The organism is Neobacillus sp. SAB-20_R2A, assembly GCF_049568635.1.
Taxonomy (GTDB): Bacteria; Bacillota; Bacilli; order Bacillales; family Cytobacillaceae; genus Neobacillus; species Neobacillus citreus.
This window is the reverse complement of record NZ_CP145895.1, coordinates 2,787,836-2,801,887: the sequence shown is the minus strand read 5'-3', so window position 1 is coordinate 2,801,887 and position 14,052 is coordinate 2,787,836. Positions and strand designations below refer to the sequence as shown.

Genomic DNA, 14,052 nt, shown 5'->3' with positions numbered 1-14,052 from the left:
TTTTAGATATAAAAAGATTGAAAGTAATTATGTTTACGAAAGGGATGTGTTCCTTGAATAGTGGAAAGCCATTACACGAGTACCTAAGAAACCATGCAAAAGTGAACCCAAATAAACCAGCCGTCATCTTTTATGGAAGAACGCTGACATATGAGGAACTTGATGAGCTCTCGGATCGTTTTGCCCATTATCTGTATTCACAAGGGATTCGCAAGGGGGATAAAGTAGCTCTGTTTTTGCCAAACTGCCCGCAATATATCATTTGCCATTTTGGAATTCAAAAGATTGGTGCGATTGTAGGGCCATGTAATCCGATGTTCAAGGAATGGGAGCTGGAATATGAAGTCAATGACCTTGGGGCAAAAGCCATTGTGACTCTGGATCAATTGTATCCAATCGTCGAAAAGGCAAAGCCAAATACCATGCTCCAATTAGTGATTTCTACTAGCTACATAGACTTCCTCCCGGAGAAACCGATTCCTGAATTCCCTGAGGAACTGCAGGATAAGAAATATTATCCAGATGCAACTGATTTAAACAGCATCCTTAACACCTGGAGTGCAGATTGTCCGAATGTTGATTTAGATATTGATGAAGATGTATGCCTTATCGTCTACACATCCGGTTCGACTGGACTGCCTAAAGGTGCGATGCTCACTTACCGGAACGCACTTTACAAATCTCAAGGTGTTGCAGAAGCAAGGGGATTTCATGCCGATGATATTGCCTTATCAATAATGCCAATATGCCATATTGCTGGCATGTTGTTTATGAATGTTAGTTTTTACACAGGTGGAACGATCGTTCTACTTAATCGCTTTACACCTGAAGCCGCGATGGATGTCATCGAACGGCATCGAGTAACAGTGGCGCAAACTGTTGTACCAATGAATGTGGCCATTATAAATCATCCTCATGCAGCCCAAATTGATTTCAGTTCACTAAGAGTCAATTCCTGTACCAGCTTTGGGATTCAATTGACAGAAGAAATCTCGAATCAGTGGAAGGCGCTGACAGGCATCGGATTATTTGAATCCGCTTATGGCTTAAGCGAAACGCATACAGGAGATTCTTTGATGTCACCAGAAGCTGTTAAATTCGGGACGACTGGAAAACCAATTCCAGGTACGAGGATTAAAATTCTTTCACTAGATGAACCGCGTCGAGAACTTCCAATCGGTGAACAGGGCGAAATTGTGGTCAACAGTCCTGGAGTATTTAAAGGCTATTTGAATAAACCCGAAGCAACCGCCAAAACACTGCGTGAGGGCTGGGTATATACCGGGGATATCGGCAAGTTTGATGAAGATGGTTATCTATACTTTTTAGGACGTATCAAAGAAATGATTAAATGTTCCGGTTATAGTGTGTTTCCGGAGGATGTCGAAATTTTATTGAACAAACATTCGGCTGTTTCTGAGTCCGCTGTAATCGGTGTACCGGACCCAATCCGCGGTGAGACCGTTAAAGCATTCGTTGTCCTTCGTCCAGACTATGAAAACAGCATAACTCCGGAAGAGCTCATCCTATGGAGCAAAGAAAAAATGGCGGCTTACAAGTACCCCCGTCATATTGAATTCCGTGAATCCCTGCCAAAAACAGGGACGGGAAAATTGCTGCGAAGAGTGCTGGCAGATGAAGAAAAGGCGAAAGTAAAGATTAATTAAGAAGAATAATTTCTACAATATAAATTTGATATAAATCAGAATGGTTTCGGCCCAAGGAGGTTATCAATGGTGGAAAAACTAATCGATTCTACTCATAAGGAGGAGAAGAACAAGATGTCATGGGAACCAGAAATTAAAGAACTGCGGCGCCGTGAAGAACTCGCTCGCCAGATGGGCGGCGAAGAACGTGTCGCAAAACATAAAGCGCAAGGGAAATTAACAGTAAGAGAAAGAATTGATGGTTTATTAGATACCGGTTCGTTCCATGAAACTGGGGCAATTGCCGGAAAGAGCAAATATGACGAGAATGGAAATTTAATAGACTTTACACCAGCAAATTTTCTCTTGGGCACGGGAAGGATCAATGGGCGGAAGGTGGTTGTTGGTGCAGATGACTTTACCGTAAGAGGGGGCGCGGCAGATGGAGCTATCCGCGGCAAACAGGTTTATGCAGAACGTCTGGCCCATGATCTGCAAATCCCGATTATTCGGCTGGTTGATGGAACCGGAGGCGGGGGCAGCGTGAAATTCCTGGATATGGAAGGACATACCTATGTTCCTGTTAATCCTGCATGGGATTTAGTAGTTTCCAACATGGAACGCGTCCCGGTTGTTGCTGCCTGCTTGGGATCAGTTGCCGGGCTTGGGGCAGCGAGAGTTGCGGCTTCCCATTTCTCGGTCATGGTTGAGGAAACTTCCCAGTTATTCGTTGCTGGTCCGCCAGTTGTTAAATATGGCATGGGACAGGATTTAACGAAAGAAGAACTTGGCGGTGTACAAGTTCATCGGACAAGCGGCGCTGTAGACAATATGGCGAAGTCTGAGGAAGATGCCTTCGAACAAATCCGTACATTCTTATCCTATTTACCATCAAGTGTCTGGCAGCTGCCACCGGTTCTGCCATCAAACGACGACCCTGAACGCCGGGAAGAGCGGTTAATCTCTGTGATTCCGAAAAACCGCCGGGTTCCTTATAAAATCCGTGATATCCTGCAGATGATTTTTGATAAAGATTCCATCTTTGAGATGGGCCGGTACTATGGCGGCGGTACTCTCACTTGTTTCGCGCGCCTTGATGGATATCCGGTTGGGGTAATGGCCAACGATCAGTTTGTCAATGGAGGCGGATTGACCGCCGAAAGCTCAGAAAAAATCGAACGATTCGTCGACCTTTGTCAAACCTTCCATTTACCAATTGTGAACTTAGTTGACCAGCCAGGCATGATAATCGGACTTCCTTCTGAGAAGAAAGGAACAATCCGCAAAGGAGTCCGCGCTATTTCTGCCATCTATCAGGCTACTGTTCCGATGATGGAAATTATCCTTAGAAGAGTATTTGGTGTCGGCGGGGCAGGAATGTCTAATGGTCACGGATTAAACTTAAGATATGCCTGGCCTTCTGGTGACTGGGGATCACTCCCTGTTGAGGGTGGTGTCCATGTAGCCTATCGCCGCGAGCTTGAAGCAAGCGAAAATCCTGAAGCTTTACTAAAGGAATTATTGGAACGAATGGAATCCGTACGATCCCCGCTTCGAACAGCTGAAGCCTTTGGCGTGGAGGAAATCATCGATCCTAGAGACACCCGTCCATTGCTCTGTGAATGGGTCCGGGATGCCTACGAGCTGCTTCCACAGCAATTGGGTCCTTCCAGTCACGGAATGAGACCATAATTTATAAATAGAAAGATGGCATAATGGAGGAGGTTGAAGAGATGAATCAGACAGAATTATTAAATGAATTATCTTCCCGTGAGGAAGTCGTGCCCAAATGTCTTGAATATTGGGCGGAAACAGCCGGGGAGAATACCTTTATTTATTACGGGGAATCAGATAAAAAAATTTCGTATCAAAAATTCAATCAGATTTCCAATAGCATTGGCCATTCTTTACAAGCCAGGGGAGTCCAAAAGGGGGATCGAATCTCGGTCTTTTTAAGAAACCCTCTTGTTACTACCATGGTGATGTTTGGAATTTGGAAATGCGGGGCTGTTTTTAGTCCGATTAATTTTAATTACCGAGGAAGGCTGCTCAGTTATCAGTTAAACGATACCCAGCCAAAAGTACTTTTTACCGAGCGTTCAATGGTACCAATTTTAAACGAAATTGCTTCAGAAGTAGAACAGTTGTCAACCGTTGTCTTCAATCCCCAAGAAGGCGATCATGATTATATAGCGGAAATGGCGGATATCCCGTTAAATCTAGTTTTTAATGAAATTTCCTTTGACCGGATGCTGCAGGCCGAAACACATAATCTCAATATCGAGTTAAACTATTATGACATTGCCAATATCATTTATACATCCGGAACAACTGGACCGGCTAAAGGAGTCGTTCAGTCCCATCGATGGGTGAATGGCTATACATTAAGATTACGCTCTTGTTTGACGCAAGAGGATGTTGTATATAACGATCTTCCGTTGTATCACGTCGGCGGTGCATTTGCCAATATTGCCAGAGCCTGTTATGCAGGATGTGCGGTCGCAATCTGGGATAAATTCAGCCCTAATCAATTCTGGACAAGGGTTGAAAAATCAGGGGCAAGTGTAGCAATTTTACTTGATGTCATGATCCCTTGGCTGATGAATGCAAAACCATCAGAAAACGACAGGTTCAATACCCTCAATAAAGTCCACATGCAGCCGCTGCCAAAATATCACAATGAGGTAGCCAAACGATTCGGGTTTGATATCGTCACAGCCGGGTTTGGACAGACGGAAGCCGGAGCGCCTATGTCGAGCATTATCTTGGAAACAGAAGAGGGTGAAGGTACCCCAATGCACCTTTATAAAGGGCTTTCAAGAAAGGAGATTATTGCGAATTGCGAAAAGGAGCAAGTTCCGATTATTGACGGCAAAAAAGAATTAAATAAAGGGTTCATGGGGAAACCCAACCAATATTTTGATGTCATTGTTTTGAATGAAAAAGATGAAGAGGTTCCTGTCGGGCAAGTAGGACAAATTGCCTTCCGCCCGCGTCTGCCGCATCTTGTCTTGTCCGAATATTACAACAAGCCTGAATCGACCAAAAATGCTTTTCAAAATCTTTGGTTCCACAGCGGAGATGCCGCATATCTAGGTGAAGACGGCTTTTACTATTTCGTCGACCGCCTTGGCGGTGTGATTCGCTGCCGCGGTGAAAAAATATCCTCCTATCAATTGGAGGATATTATCAACAGTCATCCTGATATTGATTTGTGTGCCGCCTTTCCTGTACCGGCTGAAGTCGGTGATGAAGATGACGTCGCTATTTATGTGGTAAAGAAAAATGGTGCAGAAATCGATGAAGAAGAATTAAGGATTTGGGTGAAGGATAAAATGCCGAAATATATGTGGCCGAAGCATATTCGCTTTACCTTGGATATTCCTAGGACACCGACCAACAAAATTGAAAAATATAAAATACGTCAAGAGTTAATGATGGAACTAGAAAAAGAAAAAGAGACTGTATAAGGTAACAAATAAAAAAGCATCAAATCTGATGCTTTTTTATTATGGACTAACATGCTCTTTTAAATCTGTATTTAAAGTTGTTACCACCTGTTCATTCTGTGCAGCATTTCTAACCTTCACCGTTAATATGATCCCAAAAACGAGGCAAATGGTTGAGAAAATGAACGCTGTTCTAAAGCCGCCAAAATCTTCAATCAACCAGCCTGCGATGGCAGGCCCTACCAATTGGCCGACAGCGAAATAGAAGGTGACATAGCTAAATGCAATCGGCATCTCAGAAGGTTTAACATGATCCATACTTGCTGCCTGAGTTAAAGTGAACATCCCGGTGGAGGTGCTGCTCATTAAAATGATGTGCAATGTAAAGCCAAGCTGCGTAGGAAATAATACCGGAAGGAGCATCGAGACCATCGTTAGTCCCATAGTTAGGATTAACGATTTTCTCCGGCCGAACCTGTCAGAAACAAATCCCCAAAACGGCCCGCTGAAGATGGATAATACCCCGTTTAAAGCCATTAGCTGTCCCGCAAATTTTACACTTATTCCCTCATCTATCATATAACTCATAATAAAAATCACCTGAACAATATAGGTGAGCCCTACTACACCATAAATCAAGCCAATATTAATTACCTTTGGATTTTTATAGATTTCCTTTGCCGGTGTCTTTTGCTGCTTTTCAGATACAGGCTCAGCAGGAGGGTTTTTAATGAAAATCATCGTTAATATGACAACCAAAAGGCCAATAGCCGCATAAATCCCCCATGCCCATCTCCAGCCATTTTGGCTATTAATACTGCTAAGATACGGAACAATCATTCCGGCAAAAAGGATACCAATTCCCGCTCCACTAGTTGATAAACCAATGACAAATCCTTTTTTCTGAGGAAACCAGGAAACGAGCAAGGTGATAAACGGCGTAAAGGTAAAGGAAGTACCAATCCCCAATAAAAGCATAAACAAAAAGGCTAGCAAATATGAGTTGCCTAATGAAAGTCCTGCGAGTCCTGCTGTAACCAATGAAATACCGAGTAAAACGGTCCTTTTACTGCCCCATTTAGACGCAAGAATGCCAGCAAAAATCAGTGTGCTTAAATATCCAAACGAGGTAGTTGTTCCTAGAAAGCCTGCCTCTTTATATGACAGGCTTAATCCATCCCGCATAAATGGCAGGATCACCCCATATGAAAGTCTTGCAAAAGCCAGTACGACAGCGGTTGTTAACATTCCAATCAAGGCATATGTAAGCAGATTATTTTTGTTCTTTTGCTCCATTTAGTACGCTCCTTTACATTTATAACAAGGTATTGTAGTTTTTATTTTACCATTATTTCGAGTATAGAAGCATTATTATAGATTAAAAATTATAAATTTTCTTAATTTTTACTTCGTTTTAATATTACTTCAAATTTTCAAAAAACTCTATTGACTTTTCCTATTTTTCCTAAGATAATCAAAGAAATTATATTAAAAGCAAGGGACTAGTAAATTTTTGGAACGTGCAAGAGAGTGAAACCCTAAAGGCTGGAAGGTTTCTCACGGGAAGAGGTTGAACCTGCCCTAATGAATGCTGCTTATGCAAACATAAGCCGTCTAGTCCGCGTTAAGGTTTCAAGTGGGTGCATGGCATCAAATAAGGTGGTACCGCGGAAACGATTTTTCCGTCCTTTGTATAAGGGCAGAAGAATCGTTTTTTTATTTTTTCAAAAAGAGGGTTTAAAAATGAAGAAACAATTAGTGGTAGTGAAAATTGGTAGCAGTTCTTTGACGACTCCGGCTGGGACAATTTCAGAAGAAAAAATGCGCGATCATGTGGAAGCACTGGCCTTATTAAAAAAACAAGGGCATGATGTCATCCTTATTTCATCAGGTTCAATTGCGGCCGGTTTTGGTTCCCTGGGTTATCCTGCACGTCCGAAAACAGTTGCGGGCAAGCAGGCAGCCGCTGCTGTTGGGCAGGGCCTGTTAATGCAGCAATACAACCAGATGTTTCAACAGTTTCAGATTGTACCCGCACAAATGTTATTAACTAGGGAGGATTTTTACAGCAAGGTCCGGTTTCAAAACTTATATTCCACAATGACTGAGCTGCTCCACCGAGGGATGCTGCCAATCATCAATGAAAATGATTCGGTATCTATTGATGAGCTGACATTTGGTGACAATGATATGCTTTCCGCGCTGGTCAGCGGGTTTCTTCATGCAAATGCCCTGATTATTTTAACGGATGTAAATGGGATATATGACGGGAATCCGAAAGTCTCAAGGGATGCCAAGAAATATCATTTCATCCCTGAGGTATCGGAGAAAATGCTGGAAGCGGCAGGCGGGAGCGGTTCTTCATTGGGGACTGGCGGGATGAAATCCAAGCTTCTGGCTGCAAAAAAAGCATTATCGCTTGGTGTTAGTGTGTTTGTCGGAACTGGTTCGGGGCCGGAAAAATTGTTAGACATTCTAGCTGGCAAAGGGGATGGAACGTATCTCGGCGGACCATTCCAAACACAAATGCAAATGAGAAAACAATGGATTGCCTATCATTCACAGGTTGGCGGAGTCATTGAAGTGGACGACGGGGCAGAACAAGCAATCGTGCAAAAAGGGAAAAGCCTGCTTCCGGTTGGGGTTACAAACGTCATTGGTGATTTTAACGCTATGGATGTGGTCGAGGTCCGGAACAAAAAGGGGAAAACCATCGGAAAAGGGCAAATTTATTTTTCCTCACAGGATTTACAAAAAGTAAAAGGGCTGCCAAGCGAACAATCGAAGATTTATTCCATCAATAAGCGTGCAGAAGTGATTCATCGTGATAATTGGGTTATTTTACGGGAGGAGTGAATGGAATGAGTGAATTAATCGAAAAGGCAAAGCTGCTAAAGGCTGCCTCAAAGAGATTAGGGATGCTTTCAACTAGTGAGAAAAATGATGCAATAGGCCAAATGGCTGCTCGCATTGCTGAGGAAAAGGAATGGATTCTTCAAGAAAATGAAAAGGATATACTAGCTGGCAAGGGTAATGGTCTATCTGATTCCCTTTTAGACCGCCTGCTCCTAACTTCTGAGAGAATCGATCAAATCGTTGATGGAATCCGGCAGGTTATTAGTCTCGAGGACCCGACCGGAGACGTAATCGAATCATGGGAACGGCCAAACGGCTTGCAAATTGAAACAGTCCGTGTTCCGCTTGGCGTTATTGGGATGGTTTACGAAGCACGGCCAAATGTAACGGTGGATGCGGCTAGTCTTTGCTTGAAGGCAGGGAATGCTGTCTTGTTGAGAGGAAGTTCATCCGCACTGAATTCAAATAAGGCACTTGTTCACGTCATGCGTGCTGCCTTGGCCGAAACAGCGATTCCAGCGGATGCCGTGCAGTTATTGGAGGATACCAGCAGGGAAACAGCCTCAGAAATGTTTAGGCTGAATCAGTACTTGGATGTGCTCATCCCGCGCGGCGGGGCCGGCCTTATTCAATCTGTCATTCAAAATGCAACTGTACCCGTGTTGGAAACAGGCGTCGGCAACTGCCATGTATTTATTGATGAAACGGCTGAACGGGAAATGGCCATCCAGATTGCCATCAATGCAAAATTGCACCGCCCGTCCGTTTGTAACGCAGCAGAAACGATTCTAATTCATGAGAAATGGCCATATGCTTCTGAATTATTAGACGCTCTTCATCGCCAAGGAGTAGAGCTGCGGGGGGATGAGGTATTGGCGGGAGCGAATGCTTTTGTGAAGCCCGCTGAGGAAAACGATTGGTATACTGAATTTTTAGCTCCAATTGCTGCGGTAAAGCTAGTCGGTAGTGTGCGAGAAGCGATTGACCATATTGATCGATATGGAACGAAGCATTCGGAAGCGATCATTAGCGAAAATGATGATAACGTTAGTTTATTTTTCCGAGCCGTTGATGCCGCTGTGCTGTATCATAACGCTTCAACTCGTTTTACTGATGGTGAGCAATTTGGCTATGGTGCTGAAATTGGCATCAGTACGCAAAAGCTGCATGCCCGTGGACCGATGGGGCTTAAAGCCATCACAACATCAAAAGCAATTGTACGCGGAACTGGGCAGATTCGTTCTTAAAACTCCTCAACATGAGGAGTTTTTTGTTATAATGAAGATACAAACATACATTCTGTTTCCTAAAGGCCGGTGATTCCGTGGAAGAAATCCGTATATCAGTTAGAACCCTCGTTGAATATGTCTTTCGCTGCGGCAGCATTGATTCGCGGTTTCGTTCGACATCAACGCTTTTAGAGGGGACGAGAGCCCATCAAAAAATACAAAAAACATATAAGGAAGGTGACCAGAAGGAAGTCTATCTTCGTGCCGAAATTCCTTTCGAAGAACTTCATTATGTTATCGATGGACGCTGCGATGAACTGCTTTTCGATGGTGAAGAGGTAACCATTGATGAAATTAAATCATTTTCACACCCTTTTGATGAACTAGAAGGCGAGGGCTATCCAGTCCACTGGGCACAGGCGAAAATGTATGCCTATATGTACGTGAAGGATCACCAGCTCACGGAAATTAATGTTCAGCTTACATATGTCCAGGTTGATACTGAAGAAAAGAAGTATTTTAAAAGAAAGTACATAGCAGAGGAACTAGAGACTTTTGTCTTCGACGTTATGAAAAGATATGCTCCATATGCAAGCTGGCAGACAGAGCACCGTTCAAATAGGAATGAAACCAGCAAAGAGTTGTCGTTCCCATTCCCATCTTACCGAGAAGGCCAGCGGAAATTAGCTGGTGCTGTTTACAAAACCATTGCAGAAGGGAAAAATCTGTTCACCAAAGCTCCCACCGGAATCGGCAAAACCATTTCAACACTTTTTCCAGCTGTAAAGGCCATTGGCGAGGGACATACTGACCGGATATTCTATTTAACGGCTAAAACGATTACCCGAACAACGGCAGAAGAGGCTTTCGCGCAAATGCGCCGATGCGGTCTATGCATGAAAAGTGTCACGATTACAGCGAAGGACAAAGTTTGTTTTAAAGAAGAAACCAACTGCCAAAAGGATTATTGCGAATTTGCCAATGGCTATTATGACCGGATTAATGATGCCATTCTTGATATTTTGGGGAATAAAAACGAATTAACTCGCGATGTAATAGAAGCCTATGCCCGAAAACATACCGTCTGTCCGTTTGAGTTTTCGATTGACCTTGCCTATGCAGCAGATGCCATCATTTGCGACTACAATTATATCTTTGACCCCCAGGTTTCATTAAAAAGATTGTATGAAGAGCAAAAGAAATCCACAACAATATTGGTGGACGAGGCTCATAATCTGGTTGACCGCGGCCGAGAAATGTTTTCGGCTTCTATCAATAAAGACATGTTTCTGCAAATAAAAAAGTGAATTCAAAGAACTGAATAGGCCTGTCTATGAAATAGCCAATAAAATAAATGCCTGGTTTATTGCTTTAAAAAAAGAAAATAAGACTGAATTTGTGTTGGAAAAGCTGGACGAACCCTTTTCAGAACGATTAGAGGTATTTGTAGAAGAAGCGGAAAAGGTTTTGGCATTAGGAAGCACTCCAACGTTATTAGATGCATACTTTCAAGTTCAATCCTTCCTGAAAATTCTCCAATTACTGGATGAGGATTATATCATCTATGGAGAGAGGAATAAAAACGACGTAATGGTCAAGCTATTTTGTATTAACCCTTCAAACCTACTTAAGCAAATGGGGAAAGGATTTCGCTCCAAAGTATTCTTTTCAGCAACGCTTGAACCAATGTCCTATTATCAGGACATTCTTGGTGGTGAAGTAGAGGACTATAAGCTGTCAGTCAAATCCCCATTTTCCAAGGAACAGTCTGAGGTTTACATTAAACCATTATCTACAAGGTACAACGATCGGGAACAAACGGCTGGTGAAATCGCTTCATTAATAAATTCATTAACACAAAACCAAGAGGGGAATTATCTAATTTTCTTTCCTTCCTATCAATACATGATGACAGTTTATGAACAGTTTGGACAGCTCAATGAAGAAGCGAAATTACTTCTGCAGTCAACAGGTATGACGGAAGCACAAAAAGAAGGGTTCTTAGCTGAATTTAAACCAGATTTACCGCAAACATTAGTAGGCTTTGCCGTTCTAGGCGGCATTTTTTCCGAAGGCATTGATTTAAAAGGAGACCGGTTAAATGGAGTGGTAGTTGTAGGAGTTGGGCTGCCTCAGCTATGTTTTGAACGGAATCTCATCAAGGAACATTTTTTCAAAAAAAATAAAAATGGCTATGATTATGCCTATGTTATCCCTGGGATGAACAAGGTATTGCAGGCAGGCGGCAGGCTGATTCGTTCAGAAACGGACCAGGGCACCATCGTCCTTGTTGATGACCGGTTTCTTCAGCGGAAATATCAATCGCTCATGCCGGAAGAATGGCTTACGTATACGATTATTTAAAGCACTTTTTGCCAGTCATGGAAATGGTGCTTTTTTTATTGCGGAATTTTTGCAAATTTGATGACAAAATTAGAATCTTTATCATATAATTAACAAAAAGTTGCACGAGGTAAAAACTTTGAAGGTGGTGCAAGAGTGATGGATGAGCCAAAACTTGTTAAGTTGGTAAATGGTGAAAAAGGAAATATTATAAAAATTACTTCTATAAATCTAGATGGTATCATGCGAAGAAGATTATTAGATTTAGGGTTTGTTGCGGGTGCATTGGTTGAGGTTGTTCGCAAAAGTCCGTTAGGCGACCCGATTGCTTTTCGAGTCAGTCAAACGACCATTGCCCTTCGCAAAGAGGAAAGTGCGAAAATTGAAGGGGAGCTGGTTTCCAGTGGGAAATGAATACCGAATTGCTTTGGCTGGTAATCCGAATACTGGCAAAAGCACATTGTTCAATGCCTTGACTGGTCTTAGACAGCATACCGGAAACTGGGCTGGGAAAACCGTCTCAATGGCACAGGGAAGTGTCCCGTTTAAGGATAAAGTGTTTCAATTGGTTGACTTGCCGGGAACGTATTCGCTTTTTTCCAACTCCAAGGATGAAGAAGTGGCCAGAAATTACATCGTCTTTGAAAAGCCGGATGTTACTCTGGTAGTCTTAGATGCCACTTCTCTTGAGAGGAATTTGAATCTCGCCCTGCAGGTATTGGAAATGACCAAGAATGTAGTTGTTTGCATTAATTTGATCGATGAAGCAGAAAAACAAGGCATCAAGATTAATGAAAAATTGCTGATGAACCGTTTGGGAGTACCTGTGATAAAAATTTCTGCACGTAACAAAATAGGTTTTCCGCTGCTTTTGGATACAATTGACCGCATTATAACTGGTGCAATTGAATGCCATCCGGCACAGATGAAGTACTCAGATGAAATTGAGGAACAAATTCGAAAAATTGAACCAAAAGTCCGTGAGATGGTTGGCGACCGTATTTCGTCGCGCTGGGTATCATTACGTCTGCTTGATGGGGATGAGGCCCTATTGAATGAATTAAATAAGCGGTTTGTACCTGAAGGGGTGAGGTAAATGGACATTCAAAAGCTTTATAGTGAGGCTCAGCAGCTGTCGACGGCAAAGATGCGGGACGATATCGTTCAGCAGCTTTATGATCGAAGCCATCAATTATGCCGCGAAGGGGTTTCTTATACCAAATCCGATCGAGACCTTAGGACGGAAAAATTGGATGCCATTTTTACCTCACCGATCCTTGGGTTTCCGATTATGATTGCCATGCTTGGTTTGGTTTTTTATATCACGATAGCAGGGGCCAACATACCTTCTGCGATGCTGGCAGAGTTCTTTGGCTCGCTTGAAAAATATATAACTAGCTTTTTTACATTTATTCATGCTCCTGCATGGGTGAATGGGATTCTGGTTCTTGGCTTATACCGCGGCACAACTTGGGTAATCAGCGTCATGCTGCCGCCGATGGCGATCTTTTTTCCAACGTTTGCTTTGTTGGAGAATTACGGCTACCTGCCGCGCGTTGCCTTTAATATGGATCGGTTATTTAAAAGGGTTGGGGCTCATGGAAAACAGTCACTTACAATGGCTATGGGCTTCGGCTGTAACGCGGCAGCGGTAATTTCGACGAGAATCATAGAATCTCCCCGCGAGCGAATGCTCGCTATCCTGACTAACAATTTTGTACCTTGTAATGGGCGCTGGGGTACGCTGATTGTTCTGTCTTCCTTGTTTATGGCTGCCAGTTATACTGGAGGAGTGAAATCCCTTGTAACAACTGGTGTCCTCATAGGAATTGTTATGTTTGGGGTTATTGTTACCTTTTTTGTCTCTTGGGTATTATCCAAAACGGCTTTAAAGGGGGTTCCAACACATTACACATTGGAGCTGCCTCCATACCGCAAGCCGAAAATTTTTGATACGGTGATTCGCTCCTCGGTGACAAAATCGTGGTCAGTTTTGGTAAGAGCAGTGAAGGTAGCCGCACCTGCCGCAATCCTAACCTGGGTTTTTGCCAATATTTATATAGGTGACACCAGCATCTTAATGTATGCCGTACAGTTTTTAGATCCATTTGGAAAGCTGCTTGGGCTAGATGGCTATATCATGATGGCCTTTATCCTCGGACTGCCGGCCAATGAAATTGTCTTTCCGATTTTACTGATGGGCTATTTATCCACCGGTTCCTTAACAGAGGTTGATAGTCTAGTTGCTTTGAAAAAGATTTTAGTGGACCACGGCTGGACCTGGCTGACGGCTTTAAATATGATGTTATTCTCCTTACTGCATTATCCATGCGGGACGACGCTGTTAAATGTATATAAGGAAACGAAAAGTAAAAAATGGACTTTCCTATCGTTCCTTATTCCGACAGTGATTGCCATTATCGTTCCGTTCGTTATTACACAAACCGTCAGAATGCTTGGCTTAATATAATGCTGTTTAAAATCCATCCTTAATGAGATAATGAATAAGGATGGATTTTTCTATTGGGA

9 protein-coding genes and 1 pseudogene are annotated in these 14,052 nt (G+C 42.9%); 9 read left to right on the top strand and 1 reads right to left on the bottom strand.

Annotated elements, in window-relative coordinates:
• The first annotated feature begins 53 nt into the window (after nucleotides 1-53).
• The 3 genes from V5M37_RS13680 (at nucleotide 54) to V5M37_RS13670 (ending at nucleotide 5,116) form a co-directional block, all read left to right on the top strand.
• Complete coding sequence (locus V5M37_RS13680; RefSeq protein WP_423802416.1) at nucleotides 54-1,667, top strand: AMP-binding protein; 1,614 nt, start codon at nucleotides 54-56, stop codon at nucleotides 1,665-1,667.
• A gap of 66 nt (nucleotides 1,668-1,733) precedes the next feature.
• Entirely contained in the window at nucleotides 1,734-3,338 is a 1,605-nt protein-coding gene (locus V5M37_RS13675) for an acyl-CoA carboxylase subunit beta (protein WP_423802415.1), read from the top strand.
• Nucleotides 3,339-3,379: 41 nt separating this feature from the next.
• Nucleotides 3,380-5,116 carry an AMP-binding protein gene (locus tag V5M37_RS13670; protein WP_423802414.1) on the top strand — a complete coding sequence of 579 codons (1,737 nt, stop codon included), beginning with the start codon at nucleotides 3,380-3,382 and terminating at the stop codon, nucleotides 5,114-5,116.
• 39 nt (nucleotides 5,117-5,155) lie between these two features.
• Here V5M37_RS13670 and V5M37_RS13665 read toward each other — a convergent pair whose 3' ends face one another.
• A complete protein-coding gene (locus V5M37_RS13665; RefSeq protein ID WP_423802413.1) occupies nucleotides 5,156-6,391 on the bottom strand; it encodes an MFS transporter in 1,236 nt (411 codons plus the stop codon).
• Between the two features lie 447 nt (nucleotides 6,392-6,838).
• On the opposite strand from V5M37_RS13665, the gene proB reads away from it, so the two are divergent.
• From proB to V5M37_RS13635, 6 genes and pseudogenes are all read left to right on the top strand, one after another.
• Complete coding sequence (gene proB / locus V5M37_RS13660) at nucleotides 6,839-7,951, top strand: glutamate 5-kinase (protein ID WP_423802412.1); 1,113 nt, start codon at nucleotides 6,839-6,841, stop codon at nucleotides 7,949-7,951.
• A gap of 5 nt (nucleotides 7,952-7,956) precedes the next feature.
• Nucleotides 7,957-9,198, top strand: coding sequence for a glutamate-5-semialdehyde dehydrogenase (locus tag V5M37_RS13655; RefSeq protein WP_423802411.1), 1,242 nt, complete (start codon nucleotides 7,957-7,959; stop codon nucleotides 9,196-9,198).
• 77 nt (nucleotides 9,199-9,275) lie between these two features.
• Nucleotides 9,276-11,544: pseudogene (locus tag V5M37_RS13650) on the top strand (ATP-dependent DNA helicase).
• A 138-nt stretch (nucleotides 11,545-11,682) separates the two neighbouring features.
• The gene (locus V5M37_RS13645; protein WP_423802410.1) at nucleotides 11,683-11,937 is read left to right on the top strand and encodes a FeoA family protein; all 255 of its coding nucleotides are present in this window, start codon (nucleotides 11,683-11,685) and stop codon (nucleotides 11,935-11,937) included.
• A complete protein-coding gene (locus tag V5M37_RS13640; RefSeq protein WP_423802409.1) occupies nucleotides 11,927-12,619 on the top strand; it encodes a FeoB small GTPase domain-containing protein in 693 nt (230 codons plus the stop codon). The genes V5M37_RS13645 and V5M37_RS13640 overlap by 11 nt, the downstream gene beginning before the upstream one ends.
• Entirely contained in the window at nucleotides 12,620-13,993 is a 1,374-nt protein-coding gene (locus V5M37_RS13635) for a nucleoside recognition domain-containing protein (protein WP_423802408.1), read from the top strand.
• The last annotated feature ends 59 nt before the right edge of the window (nucleotides 13,994-14,052 follow it).

What these genes read in the sequence shown, in the direction of transcription:
- V5M37_RS13675 (WP_423802415.1), top strand. Translation starts at nt 1,734, where the DNA reads ATGGTGGAAAAACTAATCGATTCTACTCATAAGGAGGAGAAGAACAAG.
- V5M37_RS13670 (WP_423802414.1), top strand. Translation starts at nt 3,380, where the DNA reads ATGAATCAGACAGAATTATTAAATGAATTATCTTCCCGTGAGGAAGTC.
- V5M37_RS13665 (WP_423802413.1), bottom strand. Translation starts at nt 6,391, where the DNA reads ATGGAGCAAAAGAACAAAAATAATCTGCTTACATATGCCTTGATTGGA.
- proB (WP_423802412.1), top strand. Translation starts at nt 6,839, where the DNA reads ATGAAGAAACAATTAGTGGTAGTGAAAATTGGTAGCAGTTCTTTGACG.
- V5M37_RS13655 (WP_423802411.1), top strand. Translation starts at nt 7,957, where the DNA reads ATGAGTGAATTAATCGAAAAGGCAAAGCTGCTAAAGGCTGCCTCAAAG.
- V5M37_RS13645 (WP_423802410.1), top strand. Translation starts at nt 11,683, where the DNA reads ATGGATGAGCCAAAACTTGTTAAGTTGGTAAATGGTGAAAAAGGAAAT.
- V5M37_RS13635 (WP_423802408.1), top strand. Translation starts at nt 12,620, where the DNA reads ATGGACATTCAAAAGCTTTATAGTGAGGCTCAGCAGCTGTCGACGGCA.